Origin of the sequence: Marivita sp. S6314 (assembly GCF_023015985.1) — a bacterium.
GTDB lineage: Bacteria > Pseudomonadota > Alphaproteobacteria > Rhodobacterales > Rhodobacteraceae > Marivita.
Window position 1 is genome coordinate 1 of record NZ_JALKAO010000002.1, and the last position, 21026, is coordinate 21026.

The 21026-nt window shown below is 61.1% G+C and carries 21 protein-coding genes; 9 read left to right on the plus strand and 12 right to left on the minus strand.

From position 1 onward, the window contains the following. Positions 1-169: 169 nt before the first annotated feature. The 6 genes from MWU54_RS04420 (at position 170) to MWU54_RS04445 (ending at position 6905) form a co-directional block, all read left to right on the plus strand. On the plus strand, positions 170-856 hold the full coding sequence (locus MWU54_RS04420) for an adenylate kinase (protein WP_247082176.1): 687 nt from the start codon (positions 170-172) through the stop codon (positions 854-856). 101 nt (positions 857-957) lie between these two features. Beyond that, the gene (locus tag MWU54_RS04425; RefSeq protein ID WP_247081041.1) at positions 958-1242 is read left to right on the plus strand and encodes a DUF4212 domain-containing protein; all 285 of its coding nucleotides are present in this window, start codon (positions 958-960) and stop codon (positions 1240-1242) included. Between the two features lie 5 nt (positions 1243-1247). Continuing rightward, entirely contained in the window at positions 1248-3032 is a 1785-nt protein-coding gene (locus tag MWU54_RS04430) for a sodium:solute symporter family protein (protein ID WP_247081043.1), read from the plus strand. A 101-nt stretch (positions 3033-3133) separates the two neighbouring features. Then, positions 3134-4957 carry a DUF294 nucleotidyltransferase-like domain-containing protein gene (locus tag MWU54_RS04435; RefSeq protein ID WP_247081044.1) on the plus strand — a complete coding sequence of 608 codons (1824 nt, stop codon included), beginning with the start codon at positions 3134-3136 and terminating at the stop codon, positions 4955-4957. Positions 4958-4981: 24 nt separating this feature from the next. Beyond that, entirely contained in the window at positions 4982-5482 is a 501-nt protein-coding gene (locus tag MWU54_RS04440) for a hypothetical protein (RefSeq protein ID WP_247081046.1), read from the plus strand. A 4-nt stretch (positions 5483-5486) separates the two neighbouring features. Continuing rightward, positions 5487-6905, plus strand: a complete 1419-nt coding sequence (locus MWU54_RS04445; RefSeq protein WP_247081048.1) for an exonuclease domain-containing protein — start codon at positions 5487-5489, stop codon at positions 6903-6905. Here MWU54_RS04445 and MWU54_RS04450 read toward each other — a convergent pair. From MWU54_RS04450 to MWU54_RS04460, 3 genes are all read right to left on the minus strand, one after another. Then, entirely contained in the window at positions 6898-8388 is a 1491-nt protein-coding gene (locus tag MWU54_RS04450; protein ID WP_247081050.1) for a tripartite tricarboxylate transporter permease, read from the minus strand. The two genes, MWU54_RS04445 and MWU54_RS04450, sit on opposite strands and share 8 nt — an antisense overlap. Next, positions 8385-8882 carry a tripartite tricarboxylate transporter TctB family protein gene (locus tag MWU54_RS04455; RefSeq protein WP_247081052.1) on the minus strand — a complete coding sequence of 166 codons (498 nt, stop codon included), beginning with the start codon at positions 8880-8882 and terminating at the stop codon, positions 8385-8387. Before MWU54_RS04455 ends, MWU54_RS04450 begins: the two co-directional genes overlap by 4 nt. 79 nt (positions 8883-8961) lie before the next feature. Next, positions 8962-9939, minus strand: coding sequence for a tripartite tricarboxylate transporter substrate binding protein (locus MWU54_RS04460; protein ID WP_247081054.1), 978 nt, complete (start codon positions 9937-9939; stop codon positions 8962-8964). Positions 9940-10063: 124 nt separating this feature from the next. Here MWU54_RS04460 and MWU54_RS04465 point away from each other — a divergent pair, with 124 nt between their 5' ends. Genes MWU54_RS04465 through MWU54_RS04475 form a run of 3 tightly spaced genes read left to right on the plus strand, consistent with a single transcriptional unit; the run spans position 10064 to position 12362 of the window. Beyond that, a complete protein-coding gene (locus MWU54_RS04465) occupies positions 10064-10978 on the plus strand; it encodes a LysR family transcriptional regulator (RefSeq protein ID WP_247081056.1) in 915 nt (304 codons plus the stop codon). Continuing rightward, entirely contained in the window at positions 10975-11718 is a 744-nt protein-coding gene (locus tag MWU54_RS04470; RefSeq protein ID WP_247081058.1) for a sulfite exporter TauE/SafE family protein, read from the plus strand. Before MWU54_RS04465 ends, MWU54_RS04470 begins: the two co-directional genes overlap by 4 nt. Before the next feature lie 26 nt (positions 11719-11744). Then, positions 11745-12362: a glutathione S-transferase family protein gene (locus tag MWU54_RS04475; protein WP_247081060.1), complete on the plus strand. Its 618-nt coding sequence runs from the start codon at positions 11745-11747 to the stop codon at positions 12360-12362. A 13-nt stretch (positions 12363-12375) separates the two neighbouring features. Here the strand turns inward: MWU54_RS04475 and MWU54_RS04480 are convergent, their stop codons facing one another. From MWU54_RS04480 to MWU54_RS04520, 9 genes are all read right to left on the minus strand, one after another. Beyond that, positions 12376-13947 (minus strand): thiamine pyrophosphate-binding protein, encoded by a 1572-nt coding sequence (locus MWU54_RS04480; RefSeq protein ID WP_247081062.1) that lies wholly within the window; start codon positions 13945-13947, stop codon positions 12376-12378. Then, a complete protein-coding gene (locus MWU54_RS04485) occupies positions 13944-15047 on the minus strand; it encodes a molybdopterin-dependent oxidoreductase (RefSeq protein ID WP_247081064.1) in 1104 nt (367 codons plus the stop codon). Before MWU54_RS04485 ends, MWU54_RS04480 begins: the two co-directional genes overlap by 4 nt. Before the next feature lie 3 nt (positions 15048-15050). Further along, positions 15051-15719 (minus strand): fumarate hydratase C-terminal domain-containing protein, encoded by a 669-nt coding sequence (locus MWU54_RS04490; protein ID WP_247081066.1) that lies wholly within the window; start codon positions 15717-15719, stop codon positions 15051-15053. Continuing rightward, complete coding sequence (locus tag MWU54_RS04495) at positions 15716-16477, minus strand: homocysteine S-methyltransferase family protein (RefSeq protein WP_247081068.1); 762 nt, start codon at positions 16475-16477, stop codon at positions 15716-15718. Before MWU54_RS04495 ends, MWU54_RS04490 begins: the two co-directional genes overlap by 4 nt. A 156-nt stretch (positions 16478-16633) precedes the next feature. Then, positions 16634-17590, minus strand: a complete 957-nt coding sequence (locus tag MWU54_RS04500) for a fumarate hydratase (RefSeq protein WP_247081069.1) — start codon at positions 17588-17590, stop codon at positions 16634-16636. A gap of 136 nt (positions 17591-17726) precedes the next feature. Beyond that, positions 17727-19490: an FAD-binding protein gene (locus tag MWU54_RS04505; protein ID WP_247081071.1), complete on the minus strand. Its 1764-nt coding sequence runs from the start codon at positions 19488-19490 to the stop codon at positions 17727-17729. 1 nt (position 19491) lies between these two features. After that, positions 19492-19830: a succinate dehydrogenase, cytochrome b556 subunit gene (sdhC, locus tag MWU54_RS04510; RefSeq protein ID WP_247081073.1), complete on the minus strand. Its 339-nt coding sequence runs from the start codon at positions 19828-19830 to the stop codon at positions 19492-19494. After that, positions 19827-20168 (minus strand): succinate dehydrogenase, encoded by a 342-nt coding sequence (locus MWU54_RS04515; RefSeq protein WP_247081074.1) that lies wholly within the window; start codon positions 20166-20168, stop codon positions 19827-19829. The genes sdhC and MWU54_RS04515 overlap by 4 nt, the downstream gene beginning before the upstream one ends. Further along, positions 20168-20899: a 2Fe-2S iron-sulfur cluster-binding protein gene (locus MWU54_RS04520; protein WP_247081075.1), complete on the minus strand. Its 732-nt coding sequence runs from the start codon at positions 20897-20899 to the stop codon at positions 20168-20170. Before MWU54_RS04520 ends, MWU54_RS04515 begins: the two co-directional genes overlap by 1 nt. Positions 20900-21026: the final 127 nt, after the last annotated feature.

Below are 21026 nucleotides of genomic sequence, written 5' to 3' on the forward strand. Positions count from 1 at the left end.
CAGTGGGCCCCCGGCCTGCCGAAAACCCGCTCGGGAAAGATCATGCGCCGCATCCTGCGCAAGATCGCAGAAAACGACTACGGCGCGCTTGGCGATACCTCAACACTCGCTGATCCCTCCGTCGTCGAGGACCTCATCAATAACCGGATGAACCGGGGGTAAGGTCATGATGGACGGCACAACACACCCGACAACCGCCCCTGTCCTGATCCTGCTTGGCCCCCCGGGGGCCGGCAAAGGCACGCAGGCCCGGATGCTGGAAGAGCAGTTCGGTCTTGTCCAACTGAGCACCGGCGATCTTCTTCGGGCCGCAGTGGCTGCAGGCACAGAGGCCGGGAAAAGCGCCAAGGCCGTGATGGATGCGGGCGAACTGGTGAGCGATGACATCGTCATCGCCATCCTGCGCGACCGTCTGGCCGACGACGATTGTGCGCGCGGTGTCATTCTGGATGGGTTCCCGCGCACGACAGTTCAGGCGGAGGCATTGGACACGCTGCTGGCGGAGACAGGCCAAAAGATCAACGCAGCGATCAGCCTCGATGTGGATGACGCGGCGATGGTGACGCGGATTTCGGGCCGTTTCACCTGTGCCGGGTGCGGCGAAGGCTATCACGACACGTTCAAGGCCCCGGCAACCGCAGGCGTCTGCGACAAGTGCCAAGCCACCGAGTTCAAACGCAGAGCAGATGATAATGCGGAAACGGTCGCGGCGCGGCTTGAGGCATATCATGCACAAACATCTCCCCTGATTGCATTTTACCAGGCGCAGGGCGCACTTGCCCGCGTGAATGCCATGGGAGCCATCAACGACATCGCAACCGAATTGGGCGCGATCGTGAAGACAGCCACCGCCTGACGGGTGGTGGCGGTTCACGGCTCCGACACAAGGGGCCGGGAACGCGGGACGCGCATACCCGTGTGGGTATGTGTCACTGGAGGAAAAGGAGGAGCCGCAACATGGCGGACCATTCATCTCAAACGGCGCAGGACACCGCAAAAAACGACGCGGGATACTGGGCGGCAAACGTACGTATCATCTTGATCAGCCTCGTTATCTGGGCGCTGGTCTCATTCGGGTTCGGCATCCTGCTGCGCCCCATGCTGTCGGGCATCGAAGTCGGCGGCACGGACCTTGGTTTCTGGTTCGCCCAGCAGGGATCGATCCTCGTCTTCCTGGCGCTGATCTTTTTCTACGCCTGGCGGATGAACAAGCTCGATAAAGAATTCGGCGTCGAGGAATAAGCGCAATGGATCAGTTTACAATCAACCTGCTGTTTGTCGGCGCGTCTTTTGCGCTCTACATCGGCATCGCGATCTGGGCCCGTGCCGGGTCCACGTCTGAATTCTACGCCGCCGGTCGCGGCGTTCACCCCGTTACCAACGGCATGGCGACCGCCGCCGACTGGATGTCGGCAGCCTCGTTCATCTCGATGGCGGGCCTGATTGCCTTTACCGGCTACGACAACTCGACCTTCCTGATGGGCTGGACCGGTGGTTACGTGCTTTTGGCGCTGCTGCTTGCCCCCTACCTGCGCAAGTTCGGCAAATACACCGTGTCCGAATTCATCGGTGACCGGTTCTACAGCCCGACAGCCCGTGTGGTTGCCGTGATCTGTCTGATCGTGGCGTCGACCACCTACGTGATCGGTCAGATGACCGGTGTGGGTGTTGCGTTTGGCCGTTTCCTTGAAGTGTCCAACACAGCCGGTCTTCTAATCGGGGCCTGTGTTGTGTTCGCCTACGCCGTGTTCGGCGGCATGAAAGGTGTGACCTACACCCAGGTGGCACAGTACTGCGTTCTGATCATGGCCTACACGATCCCGGCCGTTTTCATCTCGTTGCAGTTGACGGGCAACCCGATCCCGGCGCTTGGCCTGTTTGGCGAGCACACGGCGTCCGGCACGCCGCTGCTTGAAAAGCTCGACCAGATCGTCGTTGAACTGGGCTTCAATGAGTACACCGCCCACCATGGCGACACGTTCAACATGGTTCTGTTCACGCTGTCCCTGATGATCGGCACCGCGGGTCTGCCCCACGTCATCATGCGCTTCTTCACGGTTCCCCGTGTTGCGGATGCACGTTGGTCCGCTGGCTGGACACTTGTGTTCATCGCCCTGCTCTATCTCACAGCGCCTGCTGTTGGTGCGATGGCACGCCTGAACATCAGCGACATGATGTGGCCAAACGGCACATCGTCTGAACCTGTCTCGGTCGAAATGATCGAAAACGATGCGCGCTATGATTGGATGGCGACGTGGCAGAAAACCGGCCTTCTGGGTTGGGAAGACAAGAACGGTGACGGTCGGATTGCGTATTTCAACGACAAGAACCCCGAATCCGTTGCCAAGGCAGAAGCCGCTGGCTGGGGATCCGAGAACGAGTTGACCAACTTCAACCGGGACATCCTTGTTCTGGCGAACCCCGAGATTGCCAACCTTCCGGGCTGGGTGATCGGTCTTGTGGCGGCGGGTGGCCTTGCGGCGGCCTTGTCCACGGCGGCGGGTCTTCTGTTGGCGATTTCCTCGGCTGTGTCTCACGACCTGATCAAAGGCTCCATCAATCCGGGTATCTCGGAAAAAGGCGAGCTCTTGTCAGCGCGGGTTGCAATGGCGGTGGCGATTGCGGTGGCGACCTATCTGGGCCTCAATCCTCCGGGCTTTGCGGCGCAAACGGTGGCCCTTGCCTTTGGTCTGGCGGCGGCGTCGATCTTCCCGGCACTGATGATGGGCATCTTTACCAAGGTGAACAACAAGGGTGCGGTTGCAGGCATGCTGGCCGGTCTGTTGGTCACGTTGCTCTACATCTTCCTGCATAAGGGTTGGTTCTTCATTCCTGACACGAACAGCTTCTCTGACGCTGATCCGCTGCTGGGTACCGTGAAGTCCACGTCCTTCGGTGCGATTGGTGCGATGATCAACTTTGCGGTTGCCTTCACCGTGTCCAAGATGACCGAAGCGATCCCGCAAGAGATCGAAGAGCTGGTCGAAAGCGTTCGTGTCCCCCGTGGCGCAGGCGCGGCGCAGGACCACTAAACATCGCAATGCGCCGCCGGTATGGCGGCGCATCTGTTTCCAGGGGGTTCCGCGCCGAAGATTTCGGGCGGAACCTCTTAATTTGAAGGGAAAGTGCCTCCATGACCCCCGATGCCGCGACGCTGGCTCAGTTTCTGTCGGCCATTCATCCATATGACGCGATGGAGCCCGCCGCGCTTCACACGCTGATTGACGCGTTTTCCGTTCAGTCCTTCGTGGCCGGTGAAGATGTCTACGCGCTCGGCAAGCCGTTGGATGGGCTGTTCGTGGTGTTTGAAGGCGAGGTCGAAATCCGTGACGAACATGGCGTGCCCCTGTCCCTGCTTGGGCCGCGCAACTCTTTCGGTGAACGTGGTTTGCTGCGTGACGGGACCAGCGTGACCTCGGCCCGTGCCGTGGTCGATACAATCCTGTTGCTGCTTCCGGCACGGCAGTTCCATCAGACGATGCAAGGCGATCCGACCTTCAAGAAATTCTTTGATCGCAGCCGCGCAGACCGGCCGACAAAAGCCGATCTGGCCACCACCCGGGTCGAGGAGTTGATGGCGCGGTCGCCGCTGACATGCGCACCCGACACACCCGTTCAAGACGCCGCGCGCCTGATGCGGGACGCGCATGTCTCGTCGATCTGCATTTCCGACAGCGAAACGCTGCGCGGCATCGTAACGGTGCGCGACCTGTCAGGAAAAGTGGTGGGCAATGGCCTGCCCTTCGACACACCGATCTCCGACGTCATGACGCCCGATCCCGTCACTCTCACCCCTTCGGCCATCGGGTCGGATGTGTTGCACATGATGATGGAACGGCGCATTGGCCACGTGCCCGTCACGCAGGCCGGTCAATTGGTCGGGATCGTGACGCAAACAGACCTCACCCGGTTTCAGGCGGTCAGTTCGGCCGAACTGGTGTCGGAAATCGCGCGGTCCACCAGTGCAGAGGAGATGGCCAAGGTCACAGCCCGCATTCCGCAACTGCTGGCGCAGCTGGTCGCGGGTGGCAATCGGCACGAGGTTATCACACGCCTGATCACCGACATCGCGGACACCGCAACACGCCGCTTGCTGGCCTTGGCGGAAGCCGCGTTGGGCGCGCCACCGGTGCCCTATTTATGGCTCGCTTGTGGAAGCCAGGGGCGTCAGGAACAAACCGGCGTCAGCGATCAGGACAATTGCCTGTTCATTGACGACAGCATGGCGGATGCGGACATGGCGTATTTCGAAGCGCTGGCCCGGTTTGTATGTGACGGGCTGGATACCTGCGGGTACGTCTATTGCCCCGGCGACATGATGGCGACCAACCCGCGCTGGCGGCAGCCGGTGCGCGTGTGGCGCGACTATTTTGCCGGCTGGATCAAGACGCCGAACCCCGAAGCACAGATGCTGGCCAGCGTAATGTTCGACCTGCGTCCCATTGGCGGCACCGTGCGGCTGTTCGATGATCTGCACGCCGAGACGCTTGCCAAAGCGTCGGCCAATTCGATTTTCGTCGCGCATATGGTGTCCAATTCGCTCAAGCATACGCCGCCCCTGGGTTTGCTGCGGGGCTTTGCAACCATTCGCTCGGGCGAACACAAGAACCACATTGATCTGAAACATAACGGCGTCGTTCCGGTGGTGGATCTGGGCCGCATCTACGCGCTGCAAGGCCAGCTGACCCCCGCCAACACCGCCGCACGTCTGGACGCGGCGATGGCCGCCGGTGTTCTAAGCGCGTCGGGTGGGCAGGACCTGCGCGATGCCTATGATCTGATTGCGGAAACGCGGCTGGACCATCAGGCCGCACAGGTGCGTGCCGGACAGGCCCCCGACAATTATCTGAGCCCAACAAATCTGTCCGATTTTGAGCGAAGTCATCTAAGGGATGCGTTTGTGGTGATAAAGTCCATGCAGTCCGCAGTGGGCCACGGGCGCGGAATGCTTGGGTAACGCGGCGGACAGGGAGGAGAACTCATGTTTCTGGAATTGATCGGCGTGATCTTCGCAGGTCTGGGTGGTGCGGGTGTGATGATGCTGATCACGCGCCTGACCGGCAACCGCTTGCCCAAATGGATCATCCCGGTTGCCGCAGGTGCCGCGATGCTGGGCACCACGATCAGCAGTGAATACAGCTGGTACGCGCGTACCTCGGGCAATATGCCAGAGGGGCTAAACGTCGTGCAAACGGTTGAATCCACGGCGGTCTATCGGCCCTGGACTTATCTCGTCCCGTATATTGATCGGTTCGTGGCCGTGGATCAGGACAACATCCGCCCCAACGCGGACCAACCCGACCTGTTTCTCGCCGATCTCTATTTCTTCGGCCGCTGGAGCACCGTGCAGGCCGTTGAAATCATGGTGAATTGTGCCACGGGCCAGCGCGCAGATCCTGCTCTGGGCGATGAAAGCCCGCCTGTCTGGCGCGACGTGCCTGCCGACGATCCCATCGTGACCGGAGTGTGCCAAAGGAGTTGACCCCATGTTCGCCAAACTGAGCCTGCGACTGCGTATCTTCCTGTTTTTCTGCCTGCTGGGTTTGGGCGGGTTGGCCTCTGTGGGCGCGGCGCTTTGGTTCGGGTATGCGCGCGCGGTCGAAACCACCACCGCCAACGGGTTCACTCTGGCCGCGATCCTTGCCGCGTTTCTGATCCTTGCATTGACCGTCACCATCTGGCTGTTGTTCGATGAAAACGTCGCCAAGCCGATCGAACGCCTTGCCGCCGACATGCGCACACGCGCCCATGCCGGGGTGGATCGCGACATGGATATGCGGGCCGCGCGCTATCTGGGTGATCTGGCCCCTGCCGCATCAGCCGTGGCCAAGCAATTGAACGAAACCGCGCTGAACACCGCGCAGGCGGTTGCGTCGGAAACGGCGCGGCTGACCGCTGAAAAGGCGCGGCTGACCGCCCTTTTGACCGAAATCCCGGTGGCGACCATTCTGGTGAACCCGGATGGTCAGATCGTTCTGTACGACGGTCAGGCGGCAGAGGTGCTGGCGCTTATCGGGGTGCCCCGTTTGAACGCACCAGTGACCGAGTATTTCGACGCGTCGACGCTGACCGCATCGGTGCGCACGCTCCAGAAAACCGGCAAGGACGTGACTTTGACCGCGCCGTCAAAGGACAAGTCCCGCACCTTTGACCTCAAGCTGAAGCCGATGGAGGGCGGAGGCTACCTGATGGTGATCGACAGCCAGACGCTGGACATATCCCCGGATGCCGCGCGCCCCTTGGTTTATGATTTCGATTTGCTGGACCGGACCACCCGAGACGCCGAACGCCATCTGCACGATTGCGAGCTGCTCGATCTGTGTTTTTCGGTCTTTGACACGGAAACCACGGGGCTGCTGCCGCATAAAGACGATATCGTGCAACTGGGCGCGGTGCGCGTGCTGAACGGCAGGATCATTGAAGGCGAAACCATCAACCAGCTGGTCGATCCCGGACGTCCCATTCCGCCCGCTTCGACCAAGGTGCACAAGGTCACCGATGCCATGGTGCGGGGCCAACCCAATATCCACGAGGTCGCGCGCCGCTTTCACAGCTTTTCACAGGATGCCGTGATCGTGGCCCATAACGCGCCTTTCGACATGGCGTTTCTGCGACGGCACGCCAAGGAAACCGGCGTGGATTGGGATCATCCGATCCTCGACACCGTTTTGTTGTCCGCTGTTCTGTTCGGCGCAAGCGAAACCCACACGCTGGACGCGCTGTGTGACCGGTTGAACGTCACCATCCCGCCAGACCTGCGGCACACGGCGCTTGGGGATGCCTATGCCACGGCCGAAGTGCTTGTCTGCATGTTGCCCATGCTGACAGCTCGCGGGTTGACCACGTTTGGTCAGGTGATCGAAGAGACACGCCGCCACGGACGTCTGCTTGAAGACCTCAACTAAGCGGCACGCGTTTGCGCAGGGTGCTGCGGGTGATCGCGAAGACCGTGATAAAGGTTAGTGTCCAGAAGAACCACGTGATCGGCCCGCGCATCAGGATGCTGGGATCACTGCCTGACATCAACATGGACTGGCGGAAATTGTCTTCCAGCAAGGGCCCAAGGATAAACGCGATCAGGAACGGGGCCGCCGGAATGCGGTGCCGCATCATCAGGTATCCGACCCACCCCATCGCGAACATGACGCCCACATCGAAGATGTTGTTGTTCACCGCGAAGACGCCGTAGATGCACAGAACCAGAACCGCCGGCATCAACAGCCGTTTCGGCACATCCGCCACGAACCGGAATCCCCGGATCGCGACAGAGCCGACGATCAGCAGGAACACCGAACTGACGATCAGCCCAATGAACAGGCCATAGATGATGTCCACGTTCAGGATAAACATCATCGGACCCGGCTGAAGCCCGTGCACCATGAACGCACCGATGATGATCGCGGTGATCACGTCTCCGGGCACGCCAAGCGCCAGCAGCGGGATCAGCGTGGCCCCCGCCACCCCGTTGTTGCCCGCTTCGGACGCCGCAACCCCTTCGATTTCCCCTTTGCCGAAATTGTCCTTGTTCTTCGATGTCCGGCGGGCCTCGGAATAGCTGAGAAACGCGCTTGGCGCGGCCCCGATGCCGGGAATGGATCCCAAGAAAACGCCGATCATGCTGCCGCGGAGGATGCTTTTGAAACTGCCGATGTAATCTGCCAGCGTGACCTTGCTTTTGCCCAGGGCCCGCGTCTTGCCCAGATGCGCCACCGGGTTCCACGCCATCGCGATGATTTCCGGGATCGCAAACAGCCCGATCAACACCGCGATGAAGTTCAACCCGCCCATCATGTTCGGATCACCAAAGGTGAAGCGGTTTGTGCCATAGACCAGGTCAAGCCCGATGGTGGCCAGCAACAGCCCTGCCAGCGCCGACAATGCGCCGCGCAGCAGGCTTTCGCCCGACACCCCTGCGATAATGGTCAGGGAAAACAGGATCAGGGCAAAGAACTCGGGCGGTCCGAAGTTCAGCGCAAACGAGGCCAGCCAGCCTGCAAACAGGATCAGCGCGAGGTTCGACACCGCGTCCGCGGTACAGGACGCATAGAGCGCCATGCCCAGCGCCCTGCCCGCCTCGCCCCGTTCGGCCATCGGATAGCCGTCAAGGATCGTGGCCGAGGACGCCGGTGTGCCGGGCGTCTTGATCAGGATCGCGGGAATAGAGCCGCCAAAGATGCCGCCCTTGTAGACCCCCAAGAGCAGAAGGATGCCGTTGATCGGGGCCATCGAGAACGTGAAAGGCAGCGTCAGGGCAACGGCCATGGTGGCCGACAACCCCGGGATCGCGCCGCCGATCACGCCGATGACCAACCCGCAGAACAGCATGAAAAACGCTTCGACATTGCCAACCAGCGCAAACCCGGCGGCCAGGCTATCCATAAGGCTCATGGCAGCCTCACAAAATTGCCCTGCGGAATCGCGACACCCGCGACATGGGCGAAGAACGCGTATAGCAGAAGCGGGACCACAACCGCACAGACAAGCGCCGCAATCGGATGGCGGGTGCGGAACAGAAAGGCGCAGGCGACAAAGGCCAGCATACAGGTCCACACCATACCCAACCGTGGCAACCCGACCATCACAAGCCCCATGATCACAGCCAGCGCCGCCAGCCGGAGCCAAGGTGCGTGTCCGACCGGGATGGCGATCTCGTCCCGCGGATCAAACACGGTCAGGTCACTGAACACCGCCGTCAGGACAAGACCAAACCCGACGATGCCGGTCAATCCGGCCAGCACATATGGCCAGAACACAGGTGACAGGATGATGTTGCCAACATTGGACGGCGACGAGACATAGTTCGGGATCGCAACGGCTGCCAGAAAGGCCGCCCCAAGAATGGCGGCAATGCCGATACGCAGATGCAGGGACTTCGTGGTCATGGAAATGGGCGCTCCGATGGAAAACGCGCCGGGGCGCATTGGCCCCGACGCGATATCAGGTCTGGTCAGACAAGGGCCTTTACCCTTCGATGCGCATGCCCAGGTCGTCAACCAGCGCTCGGAAGACCTCGTACTGCCCCTGAATGAACGCGTTTGCGGCCTCCGGGTCCATCAGTTCGATCACCGAACCGCGCGCTTCCATCGTCTCGCGGAAGGTCGCGTCCTCTGTTGCGGCCGCCATCCACGTGCCCCATTTCTCGGCCACGTCATCAGGCAGACCATCTGGCCCGGCGATGCCGGTCCATCCGACAAGCTGGTTCAGCGCCGGTTTGCCAAGATCGTTGGCCGTCGGCACGTCAAAGCCAACGACAGGTTCTGCGGTCGTGACCATCAACGGCTTGAGCTGGTTGTTGGACACAAAACTGGCCAAGGCCGAAGAGTTGGTGCACAGGAACGTGGCCGTCCCGTTCAAAACGGCCGTCGCAGCCGCGCCGCCACCCTTTTGCGGGATATGCGTTGCCTGGGTCAGCGGATCTTCGACGCCAAATTCCTTGAGCACCATTGCGCCCGCCAGATGCAGCAAGGACCCCACCCCGGATGAGCTGTAGCTGACACCCCCTTCATTCACCTTGGCGATCAGATCCTCCATGGAGTCGATGCCAGCGTCCGGGCGCACGGCGCAGGCAACAGGGTTAATCTCGTAAACGGTCACAAAGCGGAAATCGTCCAAGGTGTAGGGCAGCGTCGCCTTCATCGCCGGGTTGACCGAGTGCGAACCCACGCGCGCAAACAGCATCGTGTAGCCATCGGCTTTCGCGTTCTGCACCGCGACAGATCCGGTCGCGCCCCCCGCGCCGGTGACGTTGGCCATCACAAGCGCCTCGCCCACAGCGTTGCCCAACGGTTCTGCAATTGTGCGCGCTGAAATGTCAGTCGCCCCGCCCGCGCCGTATGGAATGATCATGTTGATGGGGCGTTCCGGATACTCGGCCATCGCGGCACCAGCCGTCAGTCCCAACCCAAGCGCAAATACCGACCCGAATGTCCGAAGTTTCATAATTTCCTCCCAATTAAATTTTGACCCTGTTGCGGGTTCTTTATTTACGTTAACTTTAAGTAGAGCTTTGACGAAGAAATAAAATTTTACAAGTTCCGTAAGTAATCCCTACACAAACGGTCTCATGTCCATAAGATTGCTACGATCGCTGGTTGCGGTTGCCGACCATAAAACCTTTAGCGCGGCCGCCGATGCGGTGTTTGTCACCCATGCCGCCGTCAGCCAGCAGATGCGCACATTAGAGGCCGAATTGGGAATCTCCCTGTTTGATCGCAGCCACCGGACCCCCGAATTGACACCGCTGGGCCGCGCCGTGGTCGCGCGCGCCCGCGTGCTGGTGAAGGACTATGACAACCTTGTCCCTTCCGTGCTGGGCGATGACGGCCTGTCGGGCGACGTGATCTTGGGCGCGGTGCCGACCACATTGATCGGGCTGGCGCCCTTGTCGATGTCGATCCTGCGCGCCGAATATCCCGACCTGCGCGTGCGCATCCGGCCTGCGCTGACAGCGGCGTTGTTGTCGGGGATCAACCGGGGCACCTATGATCTGGCCATCGTGACCAAGCCCATCCTGATGCCGCCGGGCATGGAGTTTCTTGAGATTGCGGACGAGCCGCTGCATCTGATCACCAGCGAGGAGATGGATGAAACGGACCCGATCAAGATACTGGAAACACAGCCCTTTATCCGGTTCAATCGGGATGCGGTTGTCGGCACAACAATCGAAAACTGGCTGCAGGAAAACAATATCCGCGTGGCCGAAGCGATGGAGCTTGAGAACCTCGAAGCCATCTCAAGCATGGTCCATGCCAATCTCGGCGTGTCGATTGTGCCCCGCTCCTGCGTGAAAAATGTCTACGGACTGCCACTGAAACGGATGGCGCTGGGGCCGGATGTGCCGTCGCGGGTTCTGGGTCTGGCCTACCTGCGCGAACACCCGAAACTACGCGTGATCGAAGAGATTCACACCGCGCTTATTCGCGCCATCGCAGACAACCCTCCGCAGGTTGGTGCGGATCAGGCAGCCAGTCAGACATGAGCTGGAGCGCTATTCTTTTTATCCTGATCGGCGCATCCGCTGGCGGGTTCATCAACGGGCTGGCCGGGTCTGGCACGGCACTGTTCGCGCTGGGGTTCATTCTTGTGGCGCTTGACCCGGTCAGCGCGGTGGCGCTGGTGACACTGATGTCAGTGGTGACCGGGTTCCAAGGGCTGTGGGAAGTGCGCAGCGCGCTGTCACGGAATGTGCCACGGCTGATGCGGTTTATCCTGCCCGGCATCGCCGGGGTGCCGGTTGGTGTTGGGCTTTTGTCGCTGATCGACGCCGAAACGCTGAAACTGATCATTGCGATCTTTCTGATCCTCTACGGCGGTTTTTTCAGTTTCCGCGCCAATTTGCCCAAATTTGACCGGCGGACCCCGGTGATCGATTCCACCATTGCCCTTGTCGGTGGCGTCTTGGGTGGCATGGCGTCGCTTTCAGGCGCGCTTCCGATGATGTGGCTGTCGATGCGCCCCTGGCCCAAGGCCGAGACCCGGGCGTTGTTGCAACCTTTCAATATGTCGGTGCTCGGATCGACGACACTGATGCTTTGGTGGCGCGGCGCTTATGATCCGCAGACGGTCACAGCGTTTCTGATCGCTCTGCCGGTGTCCTTGTTGTCCGCGCAGATTGGCCTGATGGTGTTCCGCCGCATCACGGATGACATGTTCAGACGCCTGTTGATCGGGCTGTCGTTGCTCTTGGGATTGGGCATCCTGATCCGCGCACTAGTTTGAATACAGACCATAAGGGGAGGTTCGAGATGCTGACATTGTACTATGCCAAAGGCAGTTCCGCCTTGGCATCACATATCCTGCTTGAGGAAGTGGGGGCAGATTACGCCGTGCATGAGGTGCCAATCCAGCACGGCGCACATAAGGAGCCGGCGTTTCTGGCCGTCAATCCCAAGGCCCGCGTGCCCGCCTTGCAAACACCAGAGGGCGTGCTGACCGAAAATCCCGCCATTCTGAATTATGTGGCCGCAACGCATCCACAGGCGGGGATGCTGCCTGACACGCCGTTCCAACGCGCGCAGGCGGATGCACTGAACGCCTATCTGTGCGCCACGATGCATGTCGCGTTTGCCCATAAACTGCGGGGCGCCCGGTGGGCCGACACCGAAGAGGCAAGAGCGGATATGGCCAACAAGGTGGCCGAAAACCTGGCTGATTGCTGCGCACTTCTGGAAGAGCATTACATCAAGGGGCCGTGGGCCTTGGGCGATCAGTTCACGGTCTGTGACGCCTACCTCGCCTTGGTCCCCCTCTGGTTGGGCAAGGCTGGCGTCGACATTTCGGCCTATCCCAAGCTGCAGGCCCATAGCGACGCGATGAAACAACGCCCGGCGGCGCTGACCGTGATGGCCATCCACGGGATTTGATCGCGGGCAAGCGTCAGGTCACAACCGGGGCGGCCAGTCCTTCGATCCGCACGTTGATACAGGCCGGTTTCTGTGAGGCAATCGCGGCCTGCAGCGCATCTGTCAGCTGGTCAAGCGTGGTCACATAGGCCCCAAATCCGCCCAGCGCAGTCACCGCAGCGTCATAGCGCGCCGTGCTTAATCCGCAGGCATGGACACGGTCCGCGCCGAAATCACGCATCTGGATCTGATGTTCTGCGTTCCAGCGTTGATCATTTCCAACAATCGCAATGAAGGGCAGGTTTTCCCGGACGGCGGTTTCAAACTCGGCAAGGTGGAACCCGACCGTCCCGTCGCCCATCACCGCAAAAACGGTGGCCGTCGGATCAGCGGCCTTCGCCGCCATCGCATAGCACAACCCACCGCCAATCGCGCCAGAGACACCATTGATGATGCGCCTTGGCGCGGTCAGCCCCGCCTGTGCCCATTGGCCAATCTCGCCGCCGTCGCAGACAAGGACCGGGTTGGGTGCGGATGTCATCACCTCTTGGATCGCACGACACATATCTGGCGGCGAGATTGCGGTGCCCTCGCCCGATGCATCTGTACGCTTCGCAATATGCGACTGTACGTCCGCGCGCCACGCGTGACGGCTCAAAGGTGATGTCCCCCCAGCAAGGGACAGCGCAAGGGCTGATGGGTCTTGCAGGATCGACAGCTCAAGGCGCGTGGCAACATTTCTGAATGCGCGATCCAGTTCATCTTGATCCGCATTAACGACAGCCCAGCGCGCCCGTGGGGCCGCCGCGCCGCGTTTGAGCGTGAAATCCAAAGGCTTGCCGAGAAGCAGGATCCGGTCGGCCTGTTCCAGAACGGCAGACACCGCGCCCAGCGCCGGGTCATTCGCACCGCGCGGGCTTTCCATGCAGATCACGGGCGCATCAAGGGCTGCTTCCAGCCGCGTTGCCAGACCCGGTGCCCGCGTCGCATTGAGCGCAGGCCCAAGAACCACAAGCGGTCGGTCGGCTTCGGCCATCCATGCGCTAAGTGCAGCCGTGTCAACCGGTGCATGCTCTGCCGCAACCTCAGGCAGCAAGGGCGCGCCGGCCTCTGCAGTCAGAACATCCGCAGGCAAGCACACATGCACAGGTCCGGGACGCCCACTTGCCGCGACCCTCAGGGCCTGATCAAGCGTGTCGGCCAGCGCATCCGCCTGTGTCACCCGCACCGACCATTTCGTCAGTGACGCAGTCAGCGCAATCTGGTCCATCTCTTGGAAGGCCCCGGCCCCATCCAACGCGGCGGGACTGTCACCGCTCAGCAGAACCAAGGGCGTGTCAGAGGCCCGCGCGGACAGCAGCGGCCCGATGGCATTGCCCAGCCCGGCCCCGGCGGTGACAAGCGCAATGCCGGGCTTGCCGCTGATCTGGGCATAGGCTTCGGCCATGTAGACCGTCGCGGCTTCGTGGCGGGTGTGAACCAGACGGAGACCCGCATCAAGCGCGGCATCAAACAGCGGCATGATCTGGTTGCCCGACAGTGCAAAGATGTCGGTGACACCGCGCGCGGCCAGAACCTGCATCACATGATCCGCGCCTCGCCTCATTCCGCGTCCGCCACATGCACTTCGATCCGGTGGACCGAGTTGTTGCCGAACCCGGCGACATCGTAAGACGCCTGCATCGGTTGCGTGTGGCCATCGGCGTCGGTGGCGCGGCACATGATGTGGTGAACGCCCGGCGTCGCGTCCCACGCGATACGCCAGCCCGTCCAGGCGTAGCGCCCTGTGGCGCCGGTCAGGTCCGCCTCGTGCCAGTCGCCATTCAGGAAAACCTCAACCCGCGCAATCGGCACAGCACCGCCGGACCACGCCCGTCCGTCCAGCTCGACCTGCCCAGCCTTCAGCCAGCGCTTGCGCGTCACCCAATCGGGCACGCCAGGCGGGCGCATCAGCGACTTCACCAGAATGCGCTGGATCGGCAGGCCTGCGTCACCGCTTTGCGTGCGGTAGTGATAGCCCTGCTGCTGTTGGTACCCTTGAAAGCGCTCGGTTTGGGCGTCGATCCGCGTCAGCCATTTGACCGATGCCATGCCGTACCACCCCGGAACGATGATCCGAAGCGGCGCGCCGTGCTGCGGCAATAACGGCAGCCCGTTCATGCTCCAGACCAGCATCACATCCAGTTCGGCGATCTGATCCGGCGTCAGACTGCGCGCGAAATGATGCGGATGGCCTTTGTCAAAACCGTAATCGGCCCCGGTGAACACGAAATCCTGAACATCCGCGCGGGGCTGCGCCGCCTTCAAGAGCGGGGCCAGCAATGTGCCTGTCCACTCGGACGTGCCCACCGCTTCGTACATCCACGGCATGAGATGGGCGCGTGGGCTGACCCCTTCCCGTCCGTTTCCGGCGCATTCCATGGTGACCGGCTCTGTCACCTCGGGCATCGCGCGAATGTCATCCATGCCAAGCCGCATCGGCGCGTCAAACGCGCCGTCCAGCGACAGCTGAAAGTCACGGTCATCAAGGATCGGAACATCGAAATGGGTCAGCAGGTAATGCGCACCGGTTGGGGTGATATCCAAACCCAGCGTTTCGAGCAAAATCCCGGAGTTCCGGTTGGCCAAAGCCACCTCTTCACGCGAGAACACGCCATCTTGCGTCTCTGGGCGCGGCGCGCCGGAAAGAAACGGAGTGCTGGGCATAGCCTATCCGATCACCTCATCGCTGCGATCATCGCTTTCGCCATAGCGTTTCAGAACCGCAGGTTTCGTGCCCTCATAGACCCGTCCGATGTTCTGCGTGATCTTGGCGTTCTCGCGTTCGAACAGGCACTCTCCCTGCATGTTGGAGGCCACGATAAACGGGCCCATCTTGTTGCACTTGATGACCCACATGGCCTGCGCCAGACCAAGTTCCTCGTTCCAATGCACCGCTTCGACATTTTCAACACCGCGTCCCAGCAATGCCCCAGTGCCGTACCCGACAGTCGACAGGTAAATGGCACCGTTGGGGACGAAATACTCTTTGTAGTCTTTCGACGACATCCCGCCCTTGCCGATGATCAGCTTCGCGCCGGTTTTCGCCATCCATTCCGGCAGCCATTTGGCAAATCGGAACGACGCCGTGGCCGTCACGGCGCCCATTTCAAACGTGCCATCCGGGTTGATCCGCGCGGCGGGGGAGCAATGGAAGTTTGCAGCACTTTCGGACGGCAACTCCATGGGAATATTCGCCTTTTCCTCAAGCGCCCGCATGTAGACGCCTTCGCGCGCAGTGTACATGAGGCCGTCCAGGTAGACGATATCGCCAAGGCGCAAGTCTGCAATGGCCTCGTCGGTCGGGGTCGTGGACAGCCGGACTTCGCGTATTTTCATTGCCGCAATACCTCCCGTGCCATGCTTCTGAGGTGCCGCATATCCGTTCCGCAGCAACCGCCAAAGACAGAGATTGCAGGATTATCGCGGATCAGCGCGGCAACCTCCGCCCCCAATTCCTGCGGATCGCCTTCATCCAATGTGTCTGCCTCATCAAGCTCTGCGTGGGAGCATTTGGACGCGTTTACGACGACACCTTTCAGACGATCATGGGCCGTCAATGCGTTGGCAAAATGACTGGGATGCGCGCAGTTGACCATGAAGAACAGGGCAGCGGCGTCCGTATCCCGATCGACTTGCTCTATCGATGTCTTGAGCGGCGTGCCATCGGCAAGACATCCATCGGTCTCCACGACGAATGACAGTATGATCGGCAAACCGTGGTCTCCTGCTGCCTGAACAACACCAACAGCCTCGGTCAGCCGATTGAACGTGTAAGCAGTTACCAAATCGACGGCCGAGCCCTTCAGACTTGCCATTTGTTCGCTGTGATAGGCGCGGGCGTCTTTGGCCGACATGGGAGCAATATCTGCGTAAGGATCATAACGCGGCCCGATGCAGGCCGAGACAAGCACATCCTGACGCCCCGAGGCGATCCGAACCTCATCCATCAACGCCACGGCGTCTTTGTTGATAGCGTCAAGGCTCTCCGGCGCATATCCCAAAGGTGCTGCGCGGTCACGGTTTGCAGTCCATGTCGGTGCATCCAGAATACAGCCGAGCCCCATTTTACCGGACAAAGCAACAAGATCAGCCATCTGGCCCGCCAAAACAGCGCGTGTCTCCGGCGTTTCCAAAAGCGGGAAGGACGAGAATCCCGGCAACTCAATTCCATGATTGAAGATCAAATCGGTTCCCGTCCCCGCATAAACGAGAAAGGGCGTGTCACTTTCATGCGGGAGTACGCGGCCCATCTATTCTGCAGCCTCTCGCACGGGGTTCCAGTCCACGGTCTCGCGGCGTTGGTAATCGGTGAACCAATCGGGGTCGGTCCGGTGTTCGACGCGGCCATCCGGGAAGATGCGCGCCACGGCGCGGCGCGAGGACAGGCAGAAGGCATGTACCGACATCGGCATGCCCCCCGTGTGGCAGTAGCCAACTTCAATGTTGCAATCTATCACCATGTTTTTGCCGACAAATCCCATGGCCCCCATGCCAATCGAGTTGCCCAGTTCCTTGAACTCATCCTCCATTTCCGCAATGCGCGGGTCGGAATTGCGGCTGCCGACGGTGCGCAGGATCGACGCGCGTTTGCCTAGCACCATGCAGGTGTCTTTGCTGCCGCCCAGACCGATGCCGATGATCGCAGGCTGACAGGCCAGGCCGCGTTTGCCGAAGGCCATGAGGCTGTCGAGGTAGAACCGTTTGATCCCCTGAATGCCATCGCTGGGAAACAGCATGCGGTAGTCGGTGCCAAACAGCCCGCCCTTGTGGACGGTGATCAGGTCGATCCAGTCGCCCTCGGGTTCAAACCCGTATTCGATCTCGGGTGCGCCGATGCCCACATTGTTGTCGTGGTCCGTCCGCCACAGGGGGTGCACGCGGTTGGGGCGCAGAGGCACGCCGTTGGTGGCATTGGCCGTGGCGCGTCTGAGGGCGGTCTCCAAGGCGCACATGCCGCCTTCAACGCGGGCGTCGTTGCCCATCTTGACGAACCAGCGCGGCACGCCCGTGTCGCCACACATGGCGCGGCGGTCTTCCTTGGCCGCGTCGTAATTGTCCAGCATCGCCTTGAGCACGAAACTGGACAGGTCGCCGTCTTCGGTCTCGGACGCTTTCTGGAGGCCTTGCAGGTAATCCTCGGGGATTTCGATGGCGGCTTTGTCCATCAGGGTTTCGGCGGTGGACTGGATAAGGGACAGGGGGATCATTGGCCAACTCCCGAATGAAAACTGCACCGTCCGGCGTATGCCGGACAGCCCCCGACCGCCCCCCCGGGCGGGGGCTTCACCCCCACCCGCGGCCGGGGGCCGTCCGTCACCTGCGTTCCGATCTTTGCAAACCAGTTCATTGCGCCGCCACCAATGTCTCTGGCTCGCCCTCGGGCAAAACCGTTTCGCCCGGCCGCACGATGGTAAAGGCCACATCCTCACGGCCCACGTCCACAGCCCCACCAACCTGCCGCGCGACGGTGAAATAGCTGTCCTCCATCGCACCCGGATCGGGGAAGTCCTCGCGGTAATGGGCCCCCCGCGAATTCTCGCGGGCAAGCGCCGCCTTGGTGATCACTTCGGAGATATCGCAGAGCGACCGCATGTTGAGCCAATCATGCCAGGTCAGATTAAACGCCAGCGTGTCAGCCGCCACGCCCACATCCATCAGCGCGGTCGAAATATCCGCGATGCGCGTCAGACCCCGGTTCAGGCCCGTTTCGGTCCGCATGACGCCCACCTCGTCCCACATCGCATTCTGCAGCGCCTTGCGCAGCGGCTGCACCAAGGCCGGATCGCGGGTCAGCGGATGGCAGGCGCGCGCCAATTCGGCCTCCAGCACGGTTTCATCCGGGTCACGCAATGCCCCCATTGACCGGATGTCTGCGCCCATCACATCCCCGGCAATCCCGCCATAGACGGTCGAGTTCGCCACGCCATTCCCGCCCAACCGGTTTGACCCATGCGCGCCGCCCGCGTCTTCGCCAGCGACGTACAAACCCTCCATCGCCGTGCGCGTGTCCACGTCCACCACGACGCCGCCCATGAAGTAATGCGCGGTGGGCACCACCTCGACCTTGCCCGCCGCCAGATCAAAGCCGCTATCGGCACAGCGTTTGACCATGCCCTTGAACTTCTCACGTACAAAGTCGGGGCCCAGATGGGACATCGAGATAAACACGCCCTCTTGCTCTGGATTGTTGTTCTTGCGCATTTCGGCATAGATGCCCCGGCTGACCACATCGCGGGTGGCGCGTTCCCCCTTGCCATCATAGTCGAACATGAACCGCTGACCGGCATGGTTGACCAACTGCCCACCTGCCCCGCGCAGGCCCTCTTCGAGCACCGTGCCTGTCATCCGCGTGTGATCCCCGGCCAGCAACCCGGTGGGATGAAACTGCACCATCTCCATATCGCGCAGCGGTAGGCCCGCGCGCAGGGCCATCGCCAGCCCATCCATCGTCTTATCACCGGATGGCGTATGGTACTTGTACATGGTCGGGCCGCCGCCCGTGGCCATCAGCACCGTCTTGGCACGGACAAACCGGAATTTCCCGGTGCGCATGTCGATCATCAGCACACCGGCCAAGGCCGCGCCGTCCTTGGTGGGGATCAGCCCAATGGCCCGGTGTTCTTGCAACTTCTCGACCGGGCGCGACAGCACCTGCTCCATCAGCCGGTTGATGATCTCGATTCCCGTCAGATCACCCTTGTGCACCGTGCGATCCGCCGTCTGCCCGGCAAACGCCTTCTGGTGCAAGGACCCATCGGCGTTGCGGTCAAAGAAACAGCCGATCTCGTTCTCCAACTCGCGGATGCGCACCACCGCCTGTTCGCACAACCGCCACGCCATGTCCTGATTGGGCAACCATTTGCCGCCCTCGATCGTGTCCATGAAATGCCGCTCGACACTGTCGCCACCGCCCAGCGCAACGTTGTAGCCCCCCTGCACCATCCGGGTGCAGCCGCATTTGCCGATCAGGCCTTTGACCGCGATGGTCACCTTGGTGTGTTCGGGTGCGGATTGCAGCGCATGCAGCGCGGCGAACAACCCGGCCCCACCTGTGCCCAGGATCAGGATGTCGGTGTCGTGCCGGTCGATGTCTTGCGTCGAAAACATATCAGATCGCCTGCAAAAAGAAGGTACCAGAGATAAACAGCGACACCGCCACCGCGGCGGCCGCCCATGTCTTTTGCGGCGCGGTCCACGGCAGCCATTCCAGCGCCAGAAGACGCAGCCCGCCAAACATGTGTACCGCCAACAGGAAGACCAGCCCAAACTCCGCCAGCTTTACAAAGGGCAACTCTGTCAGTGTCAGAAACGCATCCAGCCGCGCGGCATCTGTCAGCGCCAGCGACAGCACCCAGAAATGCAGCGGCAGGAACAGGGCCAACCCGATACCCGACAGCCGGTGGAGAATATAGGCCAACCACAAGGGGTGCGCGCGCGCGACTTTCATAGGCCGCCCCCGGCTGTGACGGCCCAGACCGCTCTGGCCCCCATCAGGAACAGAACCGCCCCGATCCCCCAGCTGGTGACGGACAACGTTTTGCCCTTCAGACCGGCCCATTCGAACAAGATCACGCGTAGGCCTATCGCGGCGTGGATCGACACGGCCACAACGAAGAGGCCATAAAACAGAAACCAGAACACCGATCCTTGTGTCCGCCCAAGAATTTCCGCCGCTGTCAGCCCCCCCTGAATGGCGTAGATCATGACGGCGATATGAACGACCACGAAGGGCCCCATCACAAGGGCACTGAGCCGTTGGGCCATGTACAGGCGCATGTCGAGCATCAGTCGCGCCCCCCGAAAAACCGCCGCGTCGTGGCCCGTTTGAGACCCAGAATGGCGGACAAGGGATCAAGCTCGTTCGGGCAATAGGCCGTGCAGGACCCCATCGAGTGACAGTTGTGGCAACCGCCTCTCCCCGAAACCGCGTCGAGGATCGCCCCTCTGTCCGCGTCTTTGGCGTCGTTATACAGCGTCCACGCGCGTTGCAGCGCGGCAGGGCCAAGATAGTCAGGATTGCCCGTCACCGTATCGCAGGCCGAATAGCAAATCGAACAATTGATGCACTCAATCCCGGCGCTGGCGGTCTGGCGGTCGTGCGCATCCGGATCAATGGGGGCGATATCGTCGTGCCGGGACCGGGTCGGATGGTGACGTCCTTCGGCCGCCACCCATTTGTCGAAGAATGGATCCATATCGGCGGCCAAGTCCTTGATCACCGGCAGATTTCGCAACGGCGCGATGTCGATCACGTCGCCGTTCATCACCTTGCTGACATGGGTCCGGCAGGTCCAGCGCGGCACACCGTTGACCATCATCGCGCAAGACCCGCACATGCCGACACGGCAGGCAAAGCGATAGGTCAGTGTCGGATCAGCGTTCTGCTGAATCCACGACACAACGTCGAGAACGGTCTGATTGTCATAGGCCGGCACATCGAAGCTCTGCTTGCCGGATGGAGTTCCCGCACCGCCCCTTTGAATCGTGACATTCAGGACTTTGTCTTGCTCGGCCACGCGCCATTCACCTTGCTGCGATTGATGATCCCATGTTTCAGGTTAACCGTCAGCTTTGGTATCCAAAAGCCAATTCTGATTTTGATTTCTGTAAGGGTTCTTTACAGCCCTACCGCGCGCTGGTTCG

Coding starts and splice junctions, on each gene's coding strand:
- MWU54_RS04420 (WP_247082176.1), top strand. CDS start 170: ATGGACGGCACAACACACCCGACAACCGCCCCTGTCCTGATCCTGCTT.
- MWU54_RS04425 (WP_247081041.1), top strand. CDS start 958: ATGGCGGACCATTCATCTCAAACGGCGCAGGACACCGCAAAAAACGAC.
- MWU54_RS04430 (WP_247081043.1), top strand. CDS start 1,248: ATGGATCAGTTTACAATCAACCTGCTGTTTGTCGGCGCGTCTTTTGCG.
- MWU54_RS04435 (WP_247081044.1), top strand. CDS start 3,134: ATGACCCCCGATGCCGCGACGCTGGCTCAGTTTCTGTCGGCCATTCAT.
- MWU54_RS04440 (WP_247081046.1), top strand. CDS start 4,982: ATGTTTCTGGAATTGATCGGCGTGATCTTCGCAGGTCTGGGTGGTGCG.
- MWU54_RS04445 (WP_247081048.1), top strand. CDS start 5,487: ATGTTCGCCAAACTGAGCCTGCGACTGCGTATCTTCCTGTTTTTCTGC.
- MWU54_RS04450 (WP_247081050.1), bottom strand. CDS start 8,388: ATGAGCCTTATGGATAGCCTGGCCGCCGGGTTTGCGCTGGTTGGCAAT.
- MWU54_RS04455 (WP_247081052.1), bottom strand. CDS start 8,882: ATGACCACGAAGTCCCTGCATCTGCGTATCGGCATTGCCGCCATTCTT.
- MWU54_RS04460 (WP_247081054.1), bottom strand. CDS start 9,939: ATGAAACTTCGGACATTCGGGTCGGTATTTGCGCTTGGGTTGGGACTG.
- MWU54_RS04465 (WP_247081056.1), top strand. CDS start 10,064: ATGTCCATAAGATTGCTACGATCGCTGGTTGCGGTTGCCGACCATAAA.
- MWU54_RS04470 (WP_247081058.1), top strand. CDS start 10,975: ATGAGCTGGAGCGCTATTCTTTTTATCCTGATCGGCGCATCCGCTGGC.
- MWU54_RS04475 (WP_247081060.1), top strand. CDS start 11,745: ATGCTGACATTGTACTATGCCAAAGGCAGTTCCGCCTTGGCATCACAT.
- MWU54_RS04480 (WP_247081062.1), bottom strand. CDS start 13,947: ATGAGGCGAGGCGCGGATCATGTGATGCAGGTTCTGGCCGCGCGCGGT.
- MWU54_RS04485 (WP_247081064.1), bottom strand. CDS start 15,047: ATGCCCAGCACTCCGTTTCTTTCCGGCGCGCCGCGCCCAGAGACGCAA.
- MWU54_RS04490 (WP_247081066.1), bottom strand. CDS start 15,719: ATGAAAATACGCGAAGTCCGGCTGTCCACGACCCCGACCGACGAGGCC.
- MWU54_RS04495 (WP_247081068.1), bottom strand. CDS start 16,477: ATGGCTGATCTTGTTGCTTTGTCCGGTAAAATGGGGCTCGGCTGTATT.
- MWU54_RS04500 (WP_247081069.1), bottom strand. CDS start 17,590: ATGATCCCCCTGTCCCTTATCCAGTCCACCGCCGAAACCCTGATGGAC.
- MWU54_RS04505 (WP_247081071.1), bottom strand. CDS start 19,490: ATGTTTTCGACGCAAGACATCGACCGGCACGACACCGACATCCTGATC.
- sdhC (WP_247081073.1), bottom strand. CDS start 19,830: ATGAAAGTCGCGCGCGCGCACCCCTTGTGGTTGGCCTATATTCTCCAC.
- MWU54_RS04515 (WP_247081074.1), bottom strand. CDS start 20,168: ATGCTCGACATGCGCCTGTACATGGCCCAACGGCTCAGTGCCCTTGTG.